18 protein-coding genes and 1 pseudogene are annotated in these 22,383 nt (G+C 72.5%); 5 read left to right on the forward strand and 14 right to left on the reverse strand.

The window, feature by feature from the left end:
* Positions 1-903 precede the first annotated feature (903 nt).
* The 6 genes from AB0H75_RS48505 to AB0H75_RS48530 all read right to left on the reverse strand — a co-directional run bounded on the left by AB0H75_RS48505 (position 904) and on the right by AB0H75_RS48530 (position 6,397).
* Complete coding sequence (locus tag AB0H75_RS48505; protein ID WP_367808558.1) at positions 904-2,538, reverse strand: carboxylesterase/lipase family protein; 1,635 nt, start codon at positions 2,536-2,538, stop codon at positions 904-906.
* The gene (locus tag AB0H75_RS48510; RefSeq protein WP_367808560.1) at positions 2,535-2,717 is read right to left on the reverse strand and encodes a hypothetical protein; all 183 of its coding nucleotides are present in this window, start codon (positions 2,715-2,717) and stop codon (positions 2,535-2,537) included. Before AB0H75_RS48510 ends, AB0H75_RS48505 begins: the two co-directional genes overlap by 4 nt.
* Positions 2,718-2,836: 119 nt before the next feature.
* On the reverse strand, positions 2,837-3,424 hold the full coding sequence (locus tag AB0H75_RS48515) for a dihydrofolate reductase family protein (RefSeq protein WP_367808562.1): 588 nt from the start codon (positions 3,422-3,424) through the stop codon (positions 2,837-2,839).
* Positions 3,425-3,428: 4 nt separating this feature from the next.
* Positions 3,429-4,031 carry a dihydrofolate reductase family protein gene (locus AB0H75_RS48520; protein WP_367808564.1) on the reverse strand — a complete coding sequence of 201 codons (603 nt, stop codon included), beginning with the start codon at positions 4,029-4,031 and terminating at the stop codon, positions 3,429-3,431.
* Between the two features lie 291 nt (positions 4,032-4,322).
* Positions 4,323-4,880, reverse strand: coding sequence for a YceI family protein (locus AB0H75_RS48525; protein WP_367808566.1), 558 nt, complete (start codon positions 4,878-4,880; stop codon positions 4,323-4,325).
* A gap of 347 nt (positions 4,881-5,227) precedes the next feature.
* Positions 5,228-6,397, reverse strand: coding sequence for an FAD-dependent monooxygenase (locus AB0H75_RS48530; RefSeq protein WP_367808568.1), 1,170 nt, complete (start codon positions 6,395-6,397; stop codon positions 5,228-5,230).
* Between the two features lie 129 nt (positions 6,398-6,526).
* Here AB0H75_RS48530 and AB0H75_RS48535 point away from each other — a divergent pair, with 129 nt between their 5' ends.
* The 5 genes and pseudogenes from AB0H75_RS48535 to AB0H75_RS48555 all read left to right on the forward strand — a co-directional run bounded on the left by AB0H75_RS48535 (position 6,527) and on the right by AB0H75_RS48555 (position 12,392).
* Positions 6,527-7,471, forward strand: a complete 945-nt coding sequence (locus tag AB0H75_RS48535; protein WP_367808570.1) for a TetR/AcrR family transcriptional regulator C-terminal domain-containing protein — start codon at positions 6,527-6,529, stop codon at positions 7,469-7,471.
* Positions 7,472-7,775: 304 nt separating this feature from the next.
* Positions 7,776-8,192: a GntR family transcriptional regulator gene (locus AB0H75_RS48540; RefSeq protein ID WP_367808572.1), complete on the forward strand. Its 417-nt coding sequence runs from the start codon at positions 7,776-7,778 to the stop codon at positions 8,190-8,192.
* On the forward strand, positions 8,189-9,034 hold the full coding sequence (locus AB0H75_RS48545) for an ABC transporter ATP-binding protein (protein ID WP_367808574.1): 846 nt from the start codon (positions 8,189-8,191) through the stop codon (positions 9,032-9,034). Before AB0H75_RS48540 ends, AB0H75_RS48545 begins: the two co-directional genes overlap by 4 nt.
* Before the next feature lie 266 nt (positions 9,035-9,300).
* Positions 9,301-9,435 (forward strand): annotated as a pseudogene (locus tag AB0H75_RS48550) (ABC transporter permease); the annotation flags it as partial.
* Positions 9,436-9,731: 296 nt separating this feature from the next.
* Positions 9,732-12,392, forward strand: coding sequence for a LuxR C-terminal-related transcriptional regulator (locus AB0H75_RS48555; protein ID WP_367808576.1), 2,661 nt, complete (start codon positions 9,732-9,734; stop codon positions 12,390-12,392).
* A 109-nt stretch (positions 12,393-12,501) separates the two neighbouring features.
* Here the strand turns inward: AB0H75_RS48555 and AB0H75_RS48560 are convergent, their stop codons facing one another.
* The 8 genes from AB0H75_RS48560 to AB0H75_RS48595 are packed head-to-tail and all read right to left on the reverse strand — an operon-like array spanning position 12,502 to position 22,381.
* Positions 12,502-14,154, reverse strand: coding sequence for a PucR family transcriptional regulator (locus tag AB0H75_RS48560; RefSeq protein WP_367808578.1), 1,653 nt, complete (start codon positions 14,152-14,154; stop codon positions 12,502-12,504).
* Positions 14,155-14,201: 47 nt separating this feature from the next.
* Positions 14,202-15,326 (reverse strand): o-succinylbenzoate synthase, encoded by a 1,125-nt coding sequence (gene menC, locus AB0H75_RS48565; protein ID WP_367808580.1) that lies wholly within the window; start codon positions 15,324-15,326, stop codon positions 14,202-14,204.
* Positions 15,323-16,171 carry a GNAT family N-acetyltransferase gene (locus AB0H75_RS48570; protein WP_367808582.1) on the reverse strand — a complete coding sequence of 283 codons (849 nt, stop codon included), beginning with the start codon at positions 16,169-16,171 and terminating at the stop codon, positions 15,323-15,325. Before AB0H75_RS48570 ends, menC begins: the two co-directional genes overlap by 4 nt.
* Positions 16,168-17,292, reverse strand: a complete 1,125-nt coding sequence (locus AB0H75_RS48575) for a M20 family metallopeptidase (protein WP_367808584.1) — start codon at positions 17,290-17,292, stop codon at positions 16,168-16,170. Before AB0H75_RS48575 ends, AB0H75_RS48570 begins: the two co-directional genes overlap by 4 nt.
* 2 nt (positions 17,293-17,294) lie before the next feature.
* Positions 17,295-18,692, reverse strand: coding sequence for a serine hydrolase domain-containing protein (locus AB0H75_RS48580; RefSeq protein ID WP_367808586.1), 1,398 nt, complete (start codon positions 18,690-18,692; stop codon positions 17,295-17,297).
* Positions 18,689-19,480: an ABC transporter ATP-binding protein gene (locus AB0H75_RS48585; RefSeq protein ID WP_367808588.1), complete on the reverse strand. Its 792-nt coding sequence runs from the start codon at positions 19,478-19,480 to the stop codon at positions 18,689-18,691. The genes AB0H75_RS48580 and AB0H75_RS48585 overlap by 4 nt, the downstream gene beginning before the upstream one ends.
* A complete protein-coding gene (locus tag AB0H75_RS48590) occupies positions 19,477-21,375 on the reverse strand; it encodes a dipeptide/oligopeptide/nickel ABC transporter permease/ATP-binding protein (protein ID WP_367808590.1) in 1,899 nt (632 codons plus the stop codon). The genes AB0H75_RS48585 and AB0H75_RS48590 overlap by 4 nt, the downstream gene beginning before the upstream one ends.
* Before the next feature lies 1 nt (position 21,376).
* The gene (locus tag AB0H75_RS48595) at positions 21,377-22,381 is read right to left on the reverse strand and encodes an ABC transporter permease (protein ID WP_367808592.1); all 1,005 of its coding nucleotides are present in this window, start codon (positions 22,379-22,381) and stop codon (positions 21,377-21,379) included.
* Positions 22,382-22,383: the final 2 nt, after the last annotated feature.

Here is a 22,383-nt window from a genome sequence, read left to right on the forward strand (position 1 = left end):
ACGCCGCCCTTCGAGCCTCTCGGGTCCGCAGCCCGCGTTGACCTCACGGCGGAGGAATACGAGTAGGGCGAATATGTGACGGCACCGGTCACATGGGCTGCCAGCCACCGGAGTCGACCAGGGTATTCATTCCCCGGGACAGTGCGTGACTCGTGCACGTTATCCGGTAAATCCGGTAAATCAGGGCGTCGACCTCGCGGGGCCGCCGAGCAGTCGCTGTCGACGAATCGGATCGGCGATCCGAACACGCATCGCGCCTACGCTTTCGGCGATCGACCGGACTGTCGCGGTTCTGGGTGCGAGCCGGCTGTTGGCTGAGGTAGCCGACGGCGAGGTCGGAGCGGCGCTCACCCGGTTGTGGGGTGAGCGCGCGCCAGCGACGTGGAAGCGGTGGGTGGCCTCGTCGGTTCCAGGCGATGTCGTTAGGCGCCGCGAGACTCCGGACGAAACCAAGGCGGTCACGAAGACGACGATCCACCGGCTGTTGTCGCGCCGGGACGTGCCGCTGCGTGAGAAGACCCTGTGGCGGATGCTCTACGAAACCGCCGCCCCGCCGACGCCACTGACCACCGGGAACTCTTGGCCGCGGTGTCTTTCTCCCTTGTTCCGGCTGCCTCCAAGGTCAACACAGGCGGGTACGGCCGGGCCGGGGCCTGGTGAGTGACCACGAAGCACGGGACATCACCCGTCGGGCCGCCCTCGGCCCAGCCGCACCCCAGTCTTCGGCCACCTGCTCCAGGATGGCTCGATCCTCGCCGGTGTTCGACGCTGGGCACTACGCCGCTACGGAGTCGCTTGGGAGGCGTCGCTTGGGAGGCGTGGGGTCGGGTGGTCGAGGCGGCGTGTCCGGTGCGTAGGGGTTACGCGTTCACCCTTGCCACGCGCAGCGGGAATGCGCCACCCTTAGCCGGCTCCTCCCTCCAGCCCGGGCGTGGTGGCCCAGAACCGGCAGTGATGGGTGGTGCTCGCGTCCACGGGGGAGATGCCTCGGGGCGCGGAGTCGAGGGCCTGGACGGACGGGTACGCCTGCCACCGGGGCAGGCCGGCGTGGTTGGGGTTTCCCGTGGCGGCGAACGTGCTCCAGTAGCGGATCATCCGCGCCGACAGATGCCGTTGCGCCGGGCTGAGGGTGACGGACGTGCTGTCGATGTCGAAGAGCATGGGCAGCTCCGAGCCGTGGTAGGCGCCGGTCGGGTAGCCCTTGGGGAACAGGCCGACGATGTCCGGCACGTCGGGGTCGGCGAACTCGAAGCCGTGGACGGGCACGTGCCGGGCCAGCAGCCTGCTCGCGGTGAGGGTGGGGCACACCCAGCCGACGTCCGTGCCGACGGCGGCCCAGGCGAGCGCGGCCGCGGAACCGGCTCCGCCGGGGCCGGTGGAGTCGCGGGTGTAGGCGCGGGGCGGGTATTCGGCGTACACGCGCCGGGCCTGGCGGGCGCCGAAGGTGGTGGTGAGCAGCGCCCGGTAGCGGGCGTCGTCGATCGGTTGGTCCAGCTCGAAGAGCCGGGTGAACAGGCGGTGCTCGTGGCGGGTGTTGCCCTGCATCACGGGCACGCGGTGGAAGTCGCCCGAGCGCAGTGCGGCGGCCGGGTCGGCGGGCAGCACCGGGGTGCCGTAGGCGGGCCGGGTGAAGCGGCCGTTGAGGGCGAGCAGCTTCCCGGTGTCCAGGCCGCGCAGGCAGGTGGCCGCTCGCGCTCCCGCACAGCCCAGTTCCCGGGCGGCCCTGGTGCCGCGGGCCTCGGTGTCCGCGCGTGAGGCCCAGTAGGAGATGGCCTCCAGGCCGGGAGCCATGACGTTCCTGGGCCAGCGTTGCAGGCAGGAGCCGCTCTGGATGACGGCGCGGTGGAACAGGCCCGCCGCCTGGGGGGAGGTGAGCTGGGCGCAGACGCTCGCTCCGCCGGAGGATTCGCCCATCAGCGTGACCCTGCGCGGGTCCCCGCCGAACGCGGCGGCGTTGGCTCGCACCCAGCGCAGCGCGGCCTGCTGGTCGGCCAGGCCGTAGGTGCCCGAGCCGGGCAACTCCGGGTGCCCGAAGAAGCCGAACACGCCGAGCCTGAAGTTGACGGTCACCACGACCACGTCGCCGATGGTGGACAGGCGGCGGGCGTCGAAGTCGCTGCCGGCGCCGGAGCTGAACGCGCCACCGTGCAGGTAGACCAGAACCGGCCGCCGCCTGCCGGGCTCGCCGCCGGGGGTGGTGACGTTCAGGTAGAGGCAGTCCTCCGACGAGCGTGCCGCGACCGCGCCCCGCTCGTCGAGTTGCGCGCACGCCGGCCCGGGGCGGCGCGCGTCACGCACCCGGGTCCAGGGACGGGGGCGCACCGGGAGGGTCCAGCGCCGTGCGCCCGTCGGCGGCTGGGCGTACGGAATGCCCTGATAGACCTGTACGCCCGGCTCGGCGACGCCGCGCACTGGCCCCAGGTCGGTCCGCGCCACCGGGTCCCTCGCGTCCGCGGCCCCGCACACCGACATGATCAGCGCAAGCGCCGCCGACGCCGCCATCACCCGCGCCGGGAGCCCTGCCGACGGCCGCCTCATGAGGTGATCCAGCCCTTCGGCAGCCCGCCCGCGAAACGTCCGTACAGATCGGTGCACTCGTTCCGCACCGAGATCACCTCACCGGGGCGGCGGGAGAGATCGGTCTTGCCGTCCCAGCCGTTGATCACCAGGCGATCGGCGTACGTGCCTTTCGCCAACGGCGCCTTTCGCTCGTTCATGGCACCACACTTGCGAAACCGGTGTGCGGGCCGCAGTAGGCCAAAGTCGTGACCGGCTCCGACTTTGGTCGATGGCTGAAGCTCACCGAACGATCTCGCTGGGGCGCGGTACTCACGGGTTACGGGCGGCGGATGCGGTAGCGCAGGTGCGTGACGTGCTGAGTGGGTTCCTCGACCTGCGGCGTGGTCAACCGGCGGACCGGGTCGAGTTCGATGTGCTCGGCCGGCAGGTCGTCGAACAGCCGGCGTCCCTGACCGAGCAGGACCGGTACGAGGTGCAGTTCGAGCTCGTCGAGCTGCCCTGCCCGCAGCAGCGCCTGTGCCGCCCCGGCGCCGTGCACCATCACGTCGTTGTCCCCGGCCGCCGCGCGGGCCTGTGCGGCGCACTCGCGGACGTCGGTGACGTAGCGGACGCTGCCCGGCGGCGGGTCGTCCGGGACGTTGTGGGTCAGGACGAAGATGGGGACGCCGTCGTGGTGGTCGCCCTGCCAGCGGTCGGCGTGTTCGTACGTGCGGCGGCCGGCGATCACGGCGCGGGTGGCCTGCGCCTCGGCGTACACCTGCCGGCTGGGTCCCGGGGCGTTGCGCCGGTCGAGCCAGTCGAAGAGCCGGAACCCGCCGATTCCCATCGGGGTGTCCGGGCTGTCCTGCGGCCCGGTGACGTAACCGTCCAGGGACATGGTCATGTACAGCCGGATGACTGCCATCGCCTCAGACCTCCGCCCTGACCCGGTAGCGCAGGTGCGTCACGCCCGGCCCGTCCGCGGCGCGGAGCAGTTCGAGCTCGATGTGATCGGGCGGCATGTCCCCGAACAGCGGTTCACCCTGTCCGATCAGGACCGGGACCAGGTGAATCTGCAGCTCGTCGAGGACGCCGGCGGCGAGGGCGAGCTGAGCGGTGCGGGCTCCGTGGACCAGGACGTTCTTGTCGCCGGCCATGTCCTTGGCCATGTTCATCGCGGCCGTCACCTCGCTCACATAGGTGACCCCGGGCCATCGCGGCTCGGGATCGGGCTGATGGCGGCTCAGGACGAAGATCGGCACGCCGCCGTGGTGGTCGCCGCCCCAGCCGTCGGCGAGCTCGAACGTTCGCCGGCCGACGACGACCGCCCCGGTGGCCAGGACCTCGTCCATGACCTCACGATTCGCGCCCGCCAGGTGGCCGAGGTCGCTCCTGCGATCGGCGTCGGCATCCGGCAGGAACCACTCATGCAGCCGATGCCCGTTGTCGCCGAGCCCGTTGCCCGGCGCCGCGTTCGGCCCGGCGATGAACCCGTCCACCGACATCGACATGTACAGCACGGTCCTACTCATGTTCGCGGTCCTCATCAGTGTTAGCGAGTCGCCCTGCGGCAGACTCGGTGGTTGGTGGCCCCCTGCCGGTCGGCCGGGAGAGTTGATCGCTACGGGGATGTCGTTGCCCACCGGCGGTGTCGGGGTGAGCACTGCTTGATCAGGTCACTGGTGATTCTCCCGCCGGCTGCCTCAGAACCGGCACGCTCTACGATGAAGCGACCGCTTGGTTGCCTCACGTCCGGAGTGCTGCGGCTTGACATTCGAACTCCTGGGATGGCGTTCAGTACGTCCGACGGGATGCCGCGACAGTCATCGCGGGTCCGGTCCGGCGGCCGTGAACTCGATCTCGATGGCGATCTCGATGGTGTCGGCGACCGCCACGTTGCCGACGCCGAAGCCGAGCTGGATGTCGACGCCAAACGCGGCGCGGCTGATGGTGGTGGTCGCCGAGAACCCGGTCCGCTTCGCGCCGGACGGGTCGTCGACGACGCCGAGGAACTCGGCCCCCATCTCGATGGTCCTGGTGACACCGTGCAGGGTCAGCTCACCCACCAGGACGAAGGTCTCGCCGTCGAAGCCGCGGACCTCGGTCGAGGTGAACGCGATCTGCGGGTACTTCTCCACGTCCAGGAAGTCGGCCGACCGGATGTGCTGGTCGCGCTGTTCGTTGCCGGTGTGTACCGAGGCGGGGTCGATGAGGGCGCTTACCCGGCCACCGTCCTCGCCGACGCTCAGCGCCGCCGAGGCGAGCGCGAACCTTCCCCTGACCTTGCCGACGCCCATGTGACGGACCTTGAATGAGATGTCGGAATGAACGGGATCGCCGACCCAGACGCCGGCGGCGAGGGTGCTGTCAACGGTGATCATGGCGTAGGACTCCCTTCAGGTCGACGCCCTCGCACCCGTGGCCGAGCGGCGGGGTGCTGTCGGCGCCGGCCTGGGCCGAGGTGATTGCCTGGGCCAGGCGTCGCCCTGGCCTGGAGGTGGCGTGTTCGATCATGGATGCCTCTCGTTGTCCGTGTGCTGCCTCGAGCTTGGCCCGCCGTGACGGTCCGGGGCATCCGTACGGATCGCTGGACCACCACGGAGGAGGTACGGATTCGGCACGCAGGAGGTACGGGCTCGCCACGCAGGGACCACACGGCGCAGCCGGGCGCCCTCGTCTGTGCGCAGCGTGCTGACCGACCCCGCTTCCGTCAATCGCCGCCGGCTGGTCAAGGGGGTGGGAGATGCCCTCGGTCGCCGTGGGCGGCTCCTGCGTCGGGGCCGGCGGCGTCGAGCGAGATCGCATATTTGGCCCGCTCCACTGACTCCTCGGCAGGGGGACCGGTCGGGTTCTCGGTGGCCAGTGCCTGATTGAGCGCGACGAACGGGCGCATCCGCCGCTCGTAGGCGGCGAACGCGGCGGCGTGGCCGATGTCGGGCCGGCTCAGTTCCTCGGCGAGCACGTAGGCGCCGACCAGGGCAAGACTGGTGCCCTGGCCGGACAGGGGGGAGGCGCAGTAACCGGCGTCACCGACCAGTGCCACCCGGCCGACACTCCATCGGTCCATATGAATCTGCGCCATCGCGTCGAAGGAGAAGTCCGGCGCGTCGGCCATGGCGGCCAGCAGCTTCGGGGTCTCCCAGCCCACGCCGGCGAGCCGGCGGGTGACGATCTGCTTCTGTTGCTGGATGTCTCGATAGTCGTAGGCCACCGGGTCGGATATGAAGCCGAGGGTGATCCTCAGCTCAGTGTTGCCGCGGACGGGGTAAAGGGCACCACCGGCACCTGCGGTCTCGTCCCGGAACCACATCTGCCAGTTGTCGAGCTTCAGGAAGTTGGTCATCGAGAAGGTCGCCGCGTACTGGCCGAGGTGCTTGCTGAGGTGCTGCTCCGGCCGGAAGGCGAGCCGTCGCACGATGGAGCGCGCGCCGTCCGCGCCGATCACGATGTCGAAGGCACGGATGACACCGTTCTCCGACTGAACCCGGACCCCGTTCTCGTCCTGCTGCAGGGTGCTGATCGAGTCGTCGAAGACGTACTCGACTCGGCCCCTGGTCGCCTCGTACAACATCGCGACAAGGTCCTCGCGCAGCAGCTCGACGTCCTCGCTGTCCAGCCGGCCGCTGCTGAAAGTGCGCTCCTCGGACCGGAACAGCTCGTTGCCGTCACCGTCCATCATGGACATGCCGCGCATCCGGGTGCGCGCCGCCCGCATCCGCTCGCCGAGACCCATCCGCTCCATCACCTCAAGCGCGACGCCGCGGATGTCGACCGCCTGGCCGCCCCTGCGCAGGCCGGGCGCACGCTCCACCACGGTCACCGAGAAGCCGTTGCGCCGCAACCAATAGGCCAGGACCAGGCCGGCAACGCCGGCCCCGGAGATCAGGACGTTCCTCATGGTGCTCCTTCACGGTCATACGCCGTACGCGCCCCGCGCTTACAGCGCACACGATGCCGCTTTACTGTGGATAAGGCCAACACTGACCTAGTACAGTTGTCGTCTGTAGCAGCACAGGCAGGGGTGGGTATGCCGACCGAGCCGCGATACCTGAGCATCGCCGCGGATCTGCGGCGCCGAATCACCCAGGGCGAGCTGGTGCCGGGCGCCAAGGTGCCCTCAACCCGGCGCATCGCCGCCGAGTGGGGTGTCGCGATGGCCACCGCCGCCAAGGCGCTTGCCACATTGGCCGAGGAGGGGCTGGTCCGCGCCGAACCCCGGTCCGGCACAGTGGTGACCGGGCCCCGCCGGGCGCCGGCGGCGAAACCCCGCCCGGCGCACCGGTCCGCACACGGCAACCAGCAAGAGCTCACCCGCGAGCGGATCGTGCGGACGGCCATCGCGATCGCCGACGCCGAAGGGATCGCCGCGCTGTCCATGCGCGGCCTCGCGGCCCGGCTCGGAGTGGCGGCGATGGCGCCGTACCGGCATGTCGCCGGCAGGGACGAGCTCGTCATGCTGATGGCCGACGCCGTGTTCGGCGAGCGGGGCTACCCGGCGCAGCCGCCGACCGGGTGGCGAGCTCGGCTGGAGCTCTGCGCGCGTACATTGTGGTCGCTGTACCGGCGGCATCCATGGCTGGCGCAGCTCAGCCCGATCACCCGGCCGCTGCCGTTGCCCAACCTGGCCGTGCACGCGGAGTGGGCGCTCGCGTCGCTGGACGGCTTCGGCCTCAGCGATTCCGCCATGTGCGACCTGCACGTGCTGTTCTTCAGCCACGTGCAGGGCATCGCGATCCATCTGGAACGCGAGCGGCAGGCACTCAGCGCATCCGGGTTGTCCGAGAACGAGTGGATGGACCTCCAGGCACCGAGAATGGAGGCGATCGTCAGCTCTGGGCGCCATCCGACGTTCGCCAGGGTGCTCACCACCCTGGCCGCGGAAAGCTACGACCTGATCCTGGACGACCTGTTCGAGCTGGGCCTGCGTTCGCTGCTGGACGGCCTGGCCGTCCGGCTCGGCCAGGCGGCTTGATCGTCTGAAGGACCGCCCACTTGGCGAAAGAGGCGATGGCGGCGCGCTTGGGCGTGCGACCGGCCGGTGACAGGTCGGCGATGACCGAATCCCTCCTGCCGCCCTCCGCGATCCCGCAATCACAGGTCTCCATCCTGCTGGTTCACATCGTGCGAGGTCCTGCCCGCACAGAGCCACCGGCTGAGGGCTGAACGTTGCGGGCGCCGTGCCAGCTCCAGGAACGCGGAGATCGGCTCTCGTGAAGTTGACAACATTCGATGACTACAGCACCCTTTCTGTATTCCATTAGTGAAAGGGTGCTGTAGTGATCGAGTTTCACCTCGACCGCGGCTCGGGGGTGTCGACCTACCTTCAGCTCGTCCACCAGGTCAAGCAGGCTCTCAGGCTCGGCGCGCTGCGGCCGGGTGACCAACTGCCGACCGCCCGCGAGGTGGTCGAGACCCTGGCCATCAATCCCAACACCGTGCTCAAGGCCTACCGAGAGCTGGAGCGGGACGGGCTGGTGAAAGGGCGGCCGGGTATGGGGACATTCGTGCTGGAAGGTGCCCCGGGTGGGACACTCGTCGCTCACACGCGACTGCGGCGCGGCCTGGAGAGGTGGGTCCGCGAGGCCCGCGAGGCCGGGCTCGACCAGGAGGACCTGAGGGCGCTGTTCACGGTTGTCCTCGCGGACTCACAGAAGGGCGGTCCCGGGAAGAGCGCGAAGGAAGGGGCGGCGTGAGGCCGGCACTGGAGACGGACGGGCTGGGTGTCCGCTACCGCCGCTTCTGGGCGTTGTGCGACTGTTCGTTGTCGATCCCGGCCGGGCGCGTGGCCGCGCTCATGGGGCCGAACGGCGCGGGCAAGACCACGCTCATGCACGCTGTCGTCGGCATGCTCAAACCCACGTGCGGCAGCGTTGTGGTGCACGGTGAGGTGGCGTTCGTGGCCCAGGACAGGCCGCTGACCGAGAGGTTCACCGCCGCCGAGATGCTCGCCTTCGGCCGCCGGGTGAACTCTCGATTCGACGACGGCGCCGCCCGTGACCGGCTGGGCCGGCTGGGTGTGCCGCTGGATCGGAAGGTGGGCGTTCTGTCGGGCGGGCAGCGGGCGCAGGTGGCGATCGCGCTGGCGCTGGCCCGACGGCCCGACCTGCTCGTGCTGGATGAGCCGCTGGCCAATCTCGACCCCCTCGCCCGGCACGATGTGATGCGCTTGATCATGGCGGCGGTGGCCGAGCGGGAGCTGACCGTGCTGCTGTCCTCGCACGCGGTCGCCGACATCGAGGAGACCTGTGACTGGCTGGTCATGCTGAACGACGGGCAGGTGCAGGTGAGCGGCGACATCGAGGAGTTACTGGCCGGTCATTACGTCCTCACTGGGGCCAACGGGTCGGCCGGCACGACGGCAGCCGGAGCCGCGGGCGTGAGCGCGAGCCGCGCGGGGAGGCCGGGCGAGCTCCTCGTCAGAGGCGAACCCGCCCCCGACCCGCAGGGGCAGTCGCGGCGGGCCGCGTTGGCCGACCTCGTCATGGGATATCTGCGCAGCTTCGAGTCGGCGGCACTGTCGGGCCCGGGCCAGTGATCCGGGGATGGCCGGCCTTGCCCCCCCTTGCCGGCAGCGGCGCTGAGATCACCTCAGCCGAGCAGCGAACCGGGCAGCCGACCGTCTCTGAGATATGAGAGTCGAGCTGTTCTGCGAGGAAAAAGCCCGGCGGCGAGTCGCAGGCGTCGCCCGCGCGTTCGTCAACAGGCTGACGAGCCCACGGGCACCTTCGGCCTCGTGACGAGCATCGGCATCTTCGAGGTGCTCGACTGCCAGGCGTACTGACAGGGAGCTGCAGACGCGAAATGCGGGCGAATTTCATCTTCTCCGAGGTCTGGATCGGCCTCCGTCGCAACCTGACCATGACGGTCGCGGTGGTTCTCACCGCGGCGATCGACATGGTGATGCTGGGTGCCGGCCTCATGATCAACGCTCAGGTCGGCATAAGGAGGCGTTCTTCGAGGACCAGACGATGACATACCAGAACTTCCAGAAGATGTACGCCACCAACAAGGCCTGGGTGAGCGCCATCAGGGTCGAGGACATGCCGTCGTCGATCAGGCCGTGAGGGAGTATCCGTCCTGGTGGACACGCTCGTGTTGCCGGGCGCGGTGAAAACGCCAGTATGCGTCGAGATCACCGTGGGCGATCAGAGGGCGGCAGGCGTGGGCATCCGTGCGGGCCGCGGAGGGCGTACGGATTCGCCACGGAGCGACCACCGGGCACAATGGGGCGCATGGTCCCCAATGAGCTCTCGCCGCGCGAGGCCGAGGTGCTGGCCGGGGTGGCCGAGCAACTGTCCAACGCGCAGATCGCCCGGCGGTTGCAGGTGTCGGTCCGTACCGTGGAAAGTCACGTGTCCTCGCTGCTGCGCAAGTACGGCGTGGCCAACAGGACGGCGCTGGCGGCGATGCAGTCGCCGTCGGTCAAGCCGGGGCACGTCGTGCGGATCCCGGTCAGTCCCACGTCGTTCGTCGGACGCCGTCAGGAGCGCCGGGAGACGCTGGAAGCGCTCGCCCGGTTCACGCCGGTCTGCCTGGTGGGGCCGGGCGGGGTCGGCAAGACGCGGCTGGCGGCGGTCGTGGCGCAGGCGGCCTCGGCGGAGTTCGCGGCCGGCGGGGCGTTCGTCGATCTCGCGCCGGTCGGCGGGGGTCTCGTGCTGCAGGCCGTGGCCGACGCGCTGGGCCTGGCCGAACGACCTCCGCAGCCGCTGGAGCAGGTGGTGGCCGAACGGCTCGCGCTGGGCCGCTCGCTGCTGGTGCTCGACAACTGTGAGCACCTGCTGGAGGAGGTCGGTGACCTGGTCGAACGGCTGCGTGCGGCCTGCCCGCGGGCGGGCGTCCTGATCGCGAGCAGGGAGCGGCCGGGGCTGAGCGGTGAGCGGGTGATCATGGTGCCGCCGCTGGCGGAGGAGGCGGCGTCGCTGTTCCTGGAGCGGGCGCGCGAGGCCGATCCCGGGTTCGCGGCGGAGCCCGCGGTGATCGCGGAGGTGTGCGCCCGGCTGGACGGGCTGCCGCTGGCGATCGAGTTGGCCGCCTCGCGGGTGGCCGCGCTGGGGGTCGACGCCCTGCTGGTGGGCCTGCAGGATCGGTTGCGGTTGTTGTCGGGGGCGCGGGGCAGGCCGCGGCGGCACCGGTCGCTGCGCGCGGTGATCGACTGGAGCTACGACCTGCTGGAGGAGGAAGAACGTACGCTGCTGCGCCGCCTGTCGGTGTTCGCCGGTGGGTTCGACCTGGCGGCGGCCACGGCGGTCATGCCGGAGGTTTCGCCGAGTGCGGTGGCCGACCTCATCGGGCGGCTGGTGGACAAGAGCCTGGTCGGGGTCGTCGGGGGGAGCAGGTGGCGGCTGCTGGAGACCATCAGGGCCTTCGCCGCCGACCGGCTCGCCGACAGTGGTGAGACCCAGGCGACGCTGGGGCTTCGGCTGCGCTGGGCCGCCGATGCGGCGGCGCGGCTGGAGTCGCGGCTCGACGGCGGGTGGCAGCCGCAGTTCGCGTTGGTGGCCGATGACCTGCGGGCGACGCTGGCGGACACTCCGGGCGTACCGGATGTGGACGCGCACCGGCTGGCGCGGTCGCTGGCGCACCTGGCGTTCACGCGGCGCTTCCATCGGGAGGCGATCGCCCACTACCTGGCCGCCGCCGACCGGGCCCGCGCCGCTGCGGACCGGCACCGCGACCTGCTGAACGCCGCCGACACGGCCGTGTCGATCGCCGACGGCCGGCTGGCGCTGGAGTTGTTGCTGCGGGCCGCCGGACAGGCGGACGACGCGTGCCTGCGTACGGCGACGCTCGCCTCGGCGCTGATGGTCTCCCACCGGTACATGCGCGGCGACGGCCTGGCGCAGGTACGCGCGCAGCTCGTGGAAGGGCTCCCGGCGGCTCCGGCATCCGCCGATGCCCGCACGTCAGGGCTTCAACCGGCTTCGGCGCCGGTCGACGCGCGCACGTCGGCGCTGGTCGCGACGGCGTGGGCGTGGCATCAAGGTGGCCTGGAGCTCGCCCGTCGCGCCGTCGGCAGTGCCCGCGCGTGCGGTGACCCGCTCGTCCTGCTGGGCGCGCTGGACGCGCTCACCCGCGCGAACGCGGCGGCCGGCCGCATGCGCGAGGTCCAGCGGATCTGCCAGGAACGGCTCGCTCTCGTCGAGGACCTGCCGGCGCACGAGCCGGCCGCCGCGGCGGAGATCGTCGACACTTTCCACTCGGCCGCCCGTGCCGCGCTGTGCGTCGGTGACCTGCCCGCCGCGATCGCCATCGCCGAGCAGGCCGAGCGCCGGGATGCCGCCGGCGAGCACTCGCACCTGTCCATCCCCAAGCTCATCCGGCCCCTCGCGCTCAGCGGCCGGTTCCCCGAGGTGTTCGAAAGGGCGCAGGTCATGTGGCATGCCTGGCAGCAGGCGGGCCGTCCGCGCAGCGGCTGGCTGGCGACCGGCGTGTACGCCGTAGCGCTGGCCCACGGGCTGGCGGGCACCGGTGAGTTCGAGCTGTGGCGTTCGCGGGCCTTGGACACGGCCGGGGTCGGGGACGCGGCCGACTCGCCGGTCCTGGCGGCCTTCGCCGCGTTCGTCGAGGCCCGGGTCGCCATGCGCACCCGCGCGTTCGGCCAGGCGTCCGTGCTGGTCGAGCGGGCTTTCGCGGATTTCTCCGTCCGCTGGTACGAGTCGTACGCCCGCGCCGCCGGGGCCGAGCTGGCCGTCGTCGCCGGTCTGCCGGAGGCCGCCGAGCGGGTCGCCGCCGCATCGCCGTACGCCGAGCAGAGCACGTGGGCCGCCGCGACGCTGGCCCGCGCCCGCGGCATCCTGTACGACGATCACGAGGCGCTGGCGGAGGCGGCCGAGCTGTGGACGTCGATCGACGCCCGCTCCGAACTCGCCGACACGCCCCGCCTGCCGTCCTGACGCCGCCCGCCCGGCCGCCGATCGAGACGCGGGCCGCGTGACTGCGTTGTGCCGGCGACTCGGCGCCCCAGCGGGAGCGCCGGGTGGATCTCGAGCTCGCCGGGACCCGCTACCGTGGTGGCCGACAGCCAGGTGCCAGGATCCGTAGCTGGAGCATCGCGGCGAAGCGCTGCTCCGGGTCGTCCAGGTCGATCTCGCCGACCTCGGCGGCCCGCCTGAGCCGGTAGCGCAGCGTGTTGGGGTGGATGAACAGCGCGGCGGCGGCCTTGCCCACGTCGCCGAGGGCGTTCAGCCACGCCTCCAGCGACTGGACGAGGCCGGCGTTGTTGCGCTCGTCGTACTCCATCAGGCGGGCGATCGCGCCGACCGGCCGCTCGCCACGCGCCGCCGCGAGGTCCCGCAGCTCCAGGACCAGGGCGAGCGTCTGGACGTCGTCCAGCCGGGCCACGCGGAGCCCGGTGTGGCCCTCGCGCATCACCCGGAGCACCCGGTCGGCCTGCGCCTTGCCGTGGACGATGCCGCTGATGTCCGGCCCGGCCGGGGCGACCGCGACGATGGCGGGCAGGCTGCCGCCGACCCGGTCCACGAAGTCGGAGGCCAGCCGCACGGCCCGCTGCCCGGGGTCGCCGGTCGGGACGATCACCGGCAGCAGCCCGTAGACCGTGCCGCCGACGGCCGCCACGGCGGCGGACGGCACCACCGCCGACAGGTGGACCGACAGGGCGTCCGCGAGCCGTTCGAGCTCGGCGGCCCTGGCGTGGTCGGCGGCCCAGGCGTGGTCGTCGCCGGTGAGCAGGGCCGCGCTCACGATGACGAGGGTGCGGCCGGACAGGCCGAGCCGCGCGAGCGCGTCGCGCGCGCCCGCGCCGCCCTCCAGGACCGTCGCCATCAGGTCGGCGCGCAGCCGCCGCCGCACGTCGGCGCCGGCGCGGATGCGCAGCAGGTGCAGCGCGACCAGTTTCGAGGCGTCGAGCAGGGCATCGGCGCGCTCGCTGTCCACCTCGCCGTCCATGGCGGCCCAGATCGAGCCGAGGATCTCGTCGCCGGCGCGGACGGCGATGGCGACGCGCTGCACCGTCATCCCGTCGTGGCCGAGATCCTGCGGCGTGACGACGACCGGCCGCTGGTAGCGGTAGAGGTCGCGGAAGACGCCCAGCTCGGTCAGGCGGGTGGCGTAGCGTTCGGGGACCTGCCGGCCGATGACCGTCTCGACGCGGGAGGCGTCCGCCTCGTCCTGGCGGCCGGAGAAGGCGAGCACGCGGGAGTTGCGGTCCTCGATGGTGATGGGGGCGTCGAGGAGCGCGGCCACGGCGTTGGCCACCGCGAACAGGTCGCCCGACGGGAGCCCGCCGAGCGACTCGTGCTCGTGCTCGCCGATGTCCCCTTCGGCGAGCATCGACCGGATGAGCGCGGTGAGCTGCGCCCACGTGGCGCCCCGGCGCAGGCCGATGAGGGCCACGCCGCTCCTGGCGGCCGCCTCCCGCACGTCGGGGGTCAGGGCGACCGGCGCCCGGACGACCAGGCCCACCGCGTCGTGGTCGCCGAGCGTGCCGAGCAGCCGGGACAGCGTGCCGCCCGACGGGTCGACGCCGACGCCGAGCACCAGCGAGCGCGGCGCGAGCACGGGCTCGTCGAGCGGGTCGTGGATGACGAGCCCGCTGATCTCCTCGCGCTGATCGACGTCGCCGGCGACCAGTTCGAGCAGGGTGGTCCCGAGATCGTCCAAGACCCGGCCGAGGCTGGCACGGGGACGCTGGCTCACGCCCCGCAGTATAGGAGCCCGAGCCGCGGGGTCCGGTCGTCGGACGATCAGAGGGCGATCCACTCGGTGGCCGTCGTCACCGCGTCGAGCACCTCCGGGATCGGCGTGACCCCCAGCCCGGGACCGTCGGGGACCGCGATGTGGCCGTCGTCCAGGACGATCGGCTCGGTGATGTCGGTGCGGTAGAAGCGGCCGGAGGCCGAGACGTCACCCGGCAGCGTGAATCCGGGCAGGCCGGCCAGGGCGACGTTGGCGGCGCGGCCGAGGCCCGTCTCCAGCATGCCGCCGCACCAGACCGGGATCCCGTGGGCCACGGCCAGGTCGTGGATCCGCCGGGCCTCCAGGTAGCCGCCGACCCGGCCGGGTTTGATGTTGATGATCCGGCAGGCGCCGAGCGTGATGGCCGCGGCGGCGGTCCGCGCCGAGACGATCGACTCGTCCAGGCAGATCGGCGTCGCCAGGTGCCGCGCCAGCGTGGCGTGACCGAGGATGTCCTCCTCCTCCAGCGGCTGCTCCATCAGCAGCAGGTCGAACGCGTCGAGCTTGGCCAGGTGGCGGGCGTCGCGCAGCGTGTAGGCGGTGTTGGCGTCCACCTGGAGCGGCACGTCCGCGCCGAACCGCGCGCGGACGGCGGCCACCGGCTCCAGGTCCCAGCCGGGCTGGATCTTCAGCTTGACGCGCACGTACCCGGCGTCCAGGTAGCCCTCGACGACCGTCAGGAGCTGCGGGATCGAGTCGTGGATGCCGACCGACACCCCGCTGGGGACGCGCTCGCGGACGGCGCCGAGCTCCCGGCCGAACGAGCGGCCGAGCGCGCGCAGCTCCGCGTCGAGAACGGCCATCTCCAGGGCGGCCTTGGCCATGCGGTGCCCCTTGACCGGGTGCGTGAGGCCCGCGATCGCGGCGGCGCCCGAGCGCGCGATCGCCGCCTGCCCCTCGGGGGTGGAGAGCCGGGGCAGCAGGTGGTGGCGCAGCACGTCCAGCTCGGAGCCGACGTACTCGCTGGAGTAGAGCGGGTCGGCCAGCGCGACGCACTCGCCCCAGCCCTCGGCGTCGTCGGTGACGGCCTTGAGGAGGAGGATGTCCCGCTCGTTCTGGGTGCCGAACGAGGTGCGGAACGGCGACACGAGCGGCATCGAGACGCGGCGAAGTTCGACTCCCCGCAGTTTCATGGGGTTCTCCGGATCTGTTCGGTGTCGGGGCCGGCGAGCCGGACGAGGTAGCCGAGCTCGCGGTCGAAGTCGACGACGCGGCCGCCGGCGGCCATCAGCGGCTCCAGCTCGGCGCGGAGCCGGTGCCGCCAGCCCCGGGCGGCGGCCGCGTCGTGGACGCGCAGCGCCTCGATGTCGGCCGGGGCCGCGACCCGCCTGCTCGACGGGCCGGCGGCCGGCCGTTCGCGGGGCGTGCCCGAGCAGGCGGCGCGGACCCGCGGCGAGAGCAGCTCCCAGCGCACCAGCAGCCGGTCGGTGTCGTCGCCGCCGTTGATGGCGTCGTGCATCGCGCCGTAGAAGTTGGTGAGGTACTCCACCGGCAGCGCGCCCAGCTTGACGATGTTGAAGTAGGCGTTGCGGCTGACCAGCGGGTCGAAGGTCCACTCGACCGCGACGATGCCGCGGGCCAGCGCCCACGCGCGCTGGTGCAGCTTGAGCGCCATCCCGGTGCCCCGGCCTGCCAGCCCCGGCGCCACCCCGGCGATGTGGCTGTGCAGGGTGCGGGCGGCCGGCTCCTCGTGGAAGCCGATGCAGACCCCGACCAGCCGGTCCCCGTCGTACGCGCCGGCGACGTAGTTGCCGGCCTTCGTCAGCGCCCGCAGGAACTCCACGGTGATCAGGGGGTTCTCGGGGCGGCCCCAGATCTCGACGAGCAGGGCGATCACGGCGTGGGCCTCGTCCAGCTCCCGCAGCTCCCGGACCGTCACGCCCGCCTGCACCGCCCATCGCGCCGCGTCCTCCGCCGCCAGGCCGGCGGCGGAGGTCTCGACGCCCACGTCACGCCCGCCGGACGCCTGGATGCTCATGCCCGCTCCTCCAGGAGTTCGGCGATCAGCTCGCGCAGCAGCACCGTGCGGTCGAGCAGCCGGTCGACGAGGACGTGCTCGTGGTCGGCGTGGGCGCCGCCGCCCACCGCGCCCAGGCCGTCCAGCGTCGGGGTGCCGACGCCCGCGGTGAAGTTGCCGTCCGAGGCGCCGCCGACCACCGTGCCCGTGACCGGCGGCAGCCCGAGCCGGGCCGCGACGGTCACGGCCCGCTCGAACAGCGCCAGGCTCGCCGGCTCCTCCAGCGGCGGCCGGTTGACGTCGCCGGCGATCTCGATCACCGCGCCGGGCTCGGACGGCGCCAGAGCGCGCAGCGCCCGGTCCACCCGGAGCTGCTCGGCCCGCGTCCAGGCCCGCACGTCGACGGCGAACGAGCCGTACGCGGGCACCGTGTTCGGCGTCGTGCCCGCGCCGATCACGGTAGGGGTGACCGTCGTGCCGGTCGCCGGGTCGCCGAGGGCGTGCACCGCGACGGCGAGGCGGGCCAGCTCGATCGTGGCGTTGACGCCCTTCTCCGGCTCCAGCCCGGCGTGGGCGGCGCGGCCGGTGACCTGGACCTCGTACATGGACACGCCCTTGCGGCCCAGCTTGAGCGCGCCGCCGTCGGCCGACGCCTCCAGCACGAGCGCGGCCCGCGAACGCCGGGCCTCCTCCTCGATCAGCGCGCGCGAGCTCGGCGAGCCGATCTCCTCGTCGCCGGTCACCAGGAGGGTGACGCCGGCGCGCGCGGGCAGGTCGGCGACGGCGTGCACGGCCATGACGAGCCCGGCGAGCATGTCGAAGCAGCCGGGGCCGCGCACCACGCCGCCGGCCAGCTCGAACGGGCGGGAGGCCAGGGTGCCGAGCGGCCAGACCGTGTCGTGGTGGGCCAGCAGCAGCACCTGCCGGTCGCCGCCGCCGAAACGCCACCGCAGGTGGGAGCAGCCGTCGATGACGATCCGCTCAGGCTCGGCGCCGAGCCGGGCGGCCCCGACGCGGGCGACGAGGCCGGCCGACCTGGCGATCGCGGCGTGGTCGGAGGAGGGCGACTCGCACTCGACCAGCTCGCGCAGGTCGGCGAGGAGCGGCGGGAGGCCGAGGGAGCCACGCGAGGTCAGCGGCACGGTCAGCCTAGCTTCTTGGGGGTCGCGCGGGCGCCGAAGTGGACGTACTCCTCGCCGGTGGGCAGCGAGTAGAACGTGACCGGGGCCCACGACTCCATGCCCTGGGGGCGGACGGCGTACATGCCCGGCGAGACCGGGATCATCTCGTACGTCTCCACCTGCTCGCCCTCAAGCTCCGCCAGAGGGCCGGTCAGCGTGGTGCGCAGCATCGGCTTGCCGTCCTCCTCGAACACCTCCATGCGCACCGACTCGCGCTCGTACGTGCCCGCGTACGGCGTCAGGTCCACCGTGACCGGCTCGGCCGGCGGCTCGAACGGCGCGGGCAGCCGCACCCCGGTGAGCTCGCCGAAGATCTCGTCGTAGAGGTCGGCGTAGAGGTCGCGGGTGCTGCCGCCGTTGGTGGTGAGCGCGACCGCGACGCCGGCCTCCGGCAGGACGCGCAGGAACGCCGCCTGGCCGATGGTGTTGCCGTCGTGGCCGCAGACCCGGTGGCCGTTCCAGTCGCAGCGGAACCAGCCGAGCCCCCACGAGTCGCCGAGCAGGTGCTTCTCGGGGCAGTCGGTCTGGTACGCCGACATCGCGGCGGTGCTCCGCTCGCTCAGCACCCGGGTGCCGTCGGCGGCGAGCCCGCCGGTCAGGTGCAGCCGGGCGAAGGCCAGCACGTCGGCGACGGTCGAGGTGATCAGGCCGGCCGGGCCGACCGAGCGGGGCAGGCCCCACACGGGCGCGACCACGGGCTCCTCGCCGCCCTTGACGTGGCCCATCGCGTGCCCGAAGACCATCGCCTCCTCCGGCAGGGTGGTGGTGCGGGTCAGGCCGAGCGGAGCGAAGAGCTGCTCCTTCATCGCCTGGTCCCAGGTCCTGCCGGTGACGACCTCGATGATGCGGCCGAGCAGGGAGTAGCCCGCGTTGCAGTAGGACCAGGTGACGCCGATCGGGTGGTTCTGCGCGGTGTCGGCCAGCAGCGCGACGTACTTCTCCAGGGCGTCGTCGCCCCGGCCGGTGTCGGTGAACAGGTCGCCGTCGATGCCGCTGGTGTGGGTGAGCAGGTGCCAGACGGTCACGGCCGCGGTGGTCTCCGGGTCGCGCAGCCGGAAACCGGGAACGATCTTCGCCACCGGGGTGTCGAGCGCGAAGCGGCCCTCGTCCACGAGCTTCATGATCACGGTCGCGGTCCAGACCTTGGTGATCGAGCCGATCTGCCAGACCGAGTCGGTGCTGGCCGGTTGGCCGGTGCCGGCGTGCAGCACGCCCGCCGCCGCCGTGACGAGCTCGTCACCGCCGTCGCCGTCGCCGTCGCCGAGCCGGAGGATGCCGAGCTGGGCGCCGGGGACGCCGTGCTTCCTCGTGAGCTCGTCGAGACGGCTCTGCCAGTGGGCCTGATCGATGGCGCTGGTCATGTCTGCTCCTTAGCAACGGTCGGGGTGAGCGGCGTGGCGTCTGTGTCCCCGGAGGCCCGGCGTGCCGCTCCGGGGAGCGCGGCGAGGAGATGGCGGGTGTACTCGTGCCGGGGCGCGCCGAGCACCTGGGTGGCAGGGCCGTGCTCGACGATCTGCCCGTCGTGCATCACGGCCACGCGGTCGGCGACGTACCGGACGACCGCCAGGTTGTGGGAGATGAACAGCATGGACAGGCCCAGCTCGCGCCGCATGTCGCGGACGAGGTTGAGCACGGCGCCCTGGACCGAGACGTCGAGCGCCGAGGTGATCTCGTCGGCGAGGATCACCTCGGGCCGGGCGGCGAGCGCCCTGGCCAGCGCGACCCGCTGCCGCTGCCCGCCGGAGAGCCGCCCCGGCCGGTCGCCGGCCCGGGCCGCGTCCAGGTGCACCAGCGCGAGCAGGCGGCTGATCTCCGCCTGGCGGGCCTGCCTGCCGAGGCGTTCCGGCATGGCCTCGGCGATGCTCTCGCCGACGGTCATGCGGGGGTCGAGCGAGGAGTACGGGTCCTGGAAGACCAGCTGCACCGGACGCACGCGGCCCCGGCCGGGCACCGGGCGGCCGTCCAGCAGGATCCGGCCGCCGGTCACGGGGGCCAGGCCGACGGCCGCCCGCGCCAGGGTGGACTTCCCCGAGCCGGACTCGCCGACCAGGCCCACGATCTCGCCGTCGCCGACCTCCAGGCTGACGTCCTTCAGCACGGTGTGCGAGCCGTACCGCACGCACACGTCGTGGAAGGCGAGGACACTCACGCGGGCACCTCCTCGTCGCGGACGGCCGAAGGTTGCCCGGCCTTGTGGCAGGCCACCCGGTTGCCCGCTGGGTCGGCCTCCAGGAGGGGTTCGACCGACCGGCAGTGGTCGTCGGCGAGGGGGCAGCGGGCCGCGAACGCGCACCCGTCCGGCACCTGCGCGGGATCGACCGGCAGCCCCGGGATGACGGCGAGCGGCCGGTCCAGGTCGGTGTCCATGTCCGGCACGGCCGCGACGAGCGCCCGCGTGTACGGGTGCCGCGCCAGCGTCCGCAGGCTCCGCGCGGGCAGCTCCTCGACGATGCGGCCCGCGTACATGACGAGGACCCGGTCGCACACGTCGGTCACCACCGACACGTCGTGGCTGATGAGCAGGAGGGCCGCGCCGGTGTCGCGGCGCACGTCGGCGAGCAGGCCGAGGACCTGCCGCTGGACCGTGACGTCGAGCGCGGTGGTCGGCTCGTCGGCGATGATGAGCCGCGGCGTCCCCATGAGCCCCATGCCGATCATCGCCCGCTGGCGCATGCCCCCGGAGAACTGGAAGGGGTGCTGCCTGGCGCGCCGCTCGGGCTCGCGGATCCGGACCGCGCGCAGGCGGTCGACCGCGCGGGCGAAGGCCGCCTTGCGGCTCAGCCCCTGGTGGAAGCGGCTGACCTCGGCCAGCTGCGGCCCCACCCGGTGCGCCGGGTTGAACGAGGTCATCGGGTCCTGGAACACCACGGCCAGCGACGTGCCGAGGCGTTTGCGCAGGGCCGCGGAGTCGCCGGCGGTCAGGAGGTCCTCCCCGGCGAAGGCCAGGTGGCCCGCCTCGACGCGGATCGGCTCCTCGACGAGCCTGGCCACCGCCAGGGCCGTCATCGACTTGCCGGAGCCGGACTCGCCGACGACGCCCACGGCCTCGCCGTCACGGACGGCGAACGTGACGCCGCGGACCGCGCGGATGGGCCCGTCCGCGCCGGGGATCGTCACCCGCAGGTCGTCCACCGACAGGACGGCGCCCTCGGCGGGCGTCGTCGCGGCGGCCGGGCAAGGCTCGCCCGCCACTGTCGCGGTCCGGCCCCTGCGGGTGGTGCCGGTGACCTCGTCGAGGCCGAAGACCGTGGCCAGGGCCTCGCCCGTGAGGTTGAAGGCCAGGCCCGCGAGGATGACGGCGAGGCCGGGCCCGAGCGCGGCGAGGGGGTTGGTGTAGATGCCGTTGAGCCCGTCCTGCATGAGCTTGCCCCAGTCGTAGGCCGGGGACTGCACGCCCAGCCCGAGGAACGAGAGCCCGGCGAACGACAGCAGCACCCCGCCGGCGCCCATCGTCGCGTTGACGATGAGCGGCTCGGCGATGTTCGGCAGCACGTGGCGGCGCAGGACGCGCAGCCGGCTCACGCCCGCGATGCGGGCCGCGGCCACGTAGTCCCGCTCGGCGACGCCGGCGATGAGCGTGTGGCACAGCCGCGCGAACGACGGCGCCCCGGCGAGCCCCACCGCGAGCGCCGCGCCGCGCTCGCCGACGCCGAACACCACGGCGAAGAAGAGCACGAGCAGCAGCCCGGGGAAGGCCACCAGCACGTTGACGGCCCACGTGATGAGGCGGCCCAACCGGCGCCCCACCAGCATCGGCGCGGCTCCGAGGGCGAGGCCGAGCACGATGCTGACCACCGTCGCCCCGAGCGCCAGCACGATCGAGAGCCGGGTCGCCACGAGGACCCGGTGGAACAGGTCCCGGCCGAGGTTGTCGGTGCCGAGCCAGTGCTCGGCCGACGGGCCGGCGAGCAGGTTGCCCGTGTCGACGACCGTCGCCCGCCCGCCCCACAGGATCGGCCCGAGCACGGCCACGGACAGGACGACGACCAGCAGGCCGATCCCGGCCAGGCCCACGGGACGGCGCAGAAGGCGTGCCGCCGGCATCTCAGGTGGCTCCGATCGTCGAGCGGGGGTCGAGCAGCGCGAGCAGCACGTCCACGAGGGTGTTGACGAGCAGGACCCCGACGCCGTAGACCAGGACGGTGCCCTGCACCAGGGGATAGTCCTTGGCGACGATCGAGGAGACGATCGTGGAGCCGAGGCCGGGCCAGGCGAAGACGTTCTCCACCAGCACCGTCCCGGCCACGAGCGAGCTGAGCAGCATGCCGCCGAGCGTCAGGCTCGCCGTCACGGCGTTCGGCAGGGCGTGCACGAGCTGCACCCGGACGGGGGTGAGCCGCTTGGCCCGCGCCGTCCTGATGTAGTCGGCCTCCATCACGGCCAGCATCTCGAGGCGGACGATGCGCGAGAGCACCGCGGCGGGGCCGATCGCCAGCGCGAGCGTCGGCAGCACGTACGAGCCGAGACCGTCGAGGCCCGCCACCGGGAAGATCTTGGTCTGCACCGCCAGCAGGTAGACGAGCCCGACGGCGATCAGGAAGTCGGGGATCGCGCTCAGCACGACACTCGTGCCGGTGATGGCCAGCTCCGTGCGCCGGCCCTTCCCGCGCCGCGTGATCACCGCCATCGTCACGCCCACCGGCACGGCGATGACCAGCGCCAGGACGAACGCGGCCACGGCGAGCTGCACCGTCGCCGGCAGCCGCTGGCCGATCATCTCGCCCACGGGCAGCCTGCTGGTGATCGAGACGCCCAGGTCGCCGTGGAGCAGGCGCCCGAGGAAGCGGGCGTACTGCTGCCAGAGCGGGTCCAGCAGGCCGAGCTCCTCCTTGGTGGCCCGCACCAGGTCCGCGGGGGCGGTCGGCCCGAGCGCGGCCCGCACCGGATCGCCCGGGACCAGGTGGATCATCAGGAACGAGGCGGTCACCAGGACCCAGAGGCTCAGCAGCAGCCGTCTCGTCCGCCGCAGCGCGAAGCGGAGCCACGGGTGCGACCACACGGCGGCCGCCCGGCTGCCGGGGCCGGGCGCGGCCAGGGTCGGGCTCTTCATCG

Source organism: Nonomuraea sp. NPDC050783 (assembly GCF_040802095.1).
GTDB lineage: Bacteria > Actinomycetota > Actinomycetes > Streptosporangiales > Streptosporangiaceae > Nonomuraea.

What these genes read in the sequence shown, in the direction of transcription:
- AB0H75_RS48505 (WP_367808558.1), bottom strand. Translation starts at nt 2,538, where the DNA reads ATGAGGCGGCCGTCGGCAGGGCTCCCGGCGCGGGTGATGGCGGCGTCG.
- AB0H75_RS48510 (WP_367808560.1), bottom strand. Translation starts at nt 2,717, where the DNA reads ATGAACGAGCGAAAGGCGCCGTTGGCGAAAGGCACGTACGCCGATCGC.
- AB0H75_RS48515 (WP_367808562.1), bottom strand. Translation starts at nt 3,424, where the DNA reads ATGGCAGTCATCCGGCTGTACATGACCATGTCCCTGGACGGTTACGTC.
- AB0H75_RS48520 (WP_367808564.1), bottom strand. Translation starts at nt 4,031, where the DNA reads ATGAGTAGGACCGTGCTGTACATGTCGATGTCGGTGGACGGGTTCATC.
- AB0H75_RS48525 (WP_367808566.1), bottom strand. Translation starts at nt 4,880, where the DNA reads ATGATCACCGTTGACAGCACCCTCGCCGCCGGCGTCTGGGTCGGCGAT.
- AB0H75_RS48530 (WP_367808568.1), bottom strand. Translation starts at nt 6,397, where the DNA reads ATGAGGAACGTCCTGATCTCCGGGGCCGGCGTTGCCGGCCTGGTCCTG.
- AB0H75_RS48535 (WP_367808570.1), top strand. Translation starts at nt 6,527, where the DNA reads ATGCCGACCGAGCCGCGATACCTGAGCATCGCCGCGGATCTGCGGCGC.
- AB0H75_RS48555 (WP_367808576.1), top strand. Translation starts at nt 9,732, where the DNA reads ATGGTCCCCAATGAGCTCTCGCCGCGCGAGGCCGAGGTGCTGGCCGGG.
- menC (WP_367808580.1), bottom strand. Translation starts at nt 15,326, where the DNA reads ATGAAACTGCGGGGAGTCGAACTTCGCCGCGTCTCGATGCCGCTCGTG.
- AB0H75_RS48570 (WP_367808582.1), bottom strand. Translation starts at nt 16,171, where the DNA reads ATGAGCATCCAGGCGTCCGGCGGGCGTGACGTGGGCGTCGAGACCTCC.
- AB0H75_RS48580 (WP_367808586.1), bottom strand. Translation starts at nt 18,692, where the DNA reads ATGACCAGCGCCATCGATCAGGCCCACTGGCAGAGCCGTCTCGACGAG.
- AB0H75_RS48590 (WP_367808590.1), bottom strand. Translation starts at nt 21,375, where the DNA reads ATGCCGGCGGCACGCCTTCTGCGCCGTCCCGTGGGCCTGGCCGGGATC.
- AB0H75_RS48595 (WP_367808592.1), bottom strand. Translation starts at nt 22,381, where the DNA reads ATGAAGAGCCCGACCCTGGCCGCGCCCGGCCCCGGCAGCCGGGCGGCC.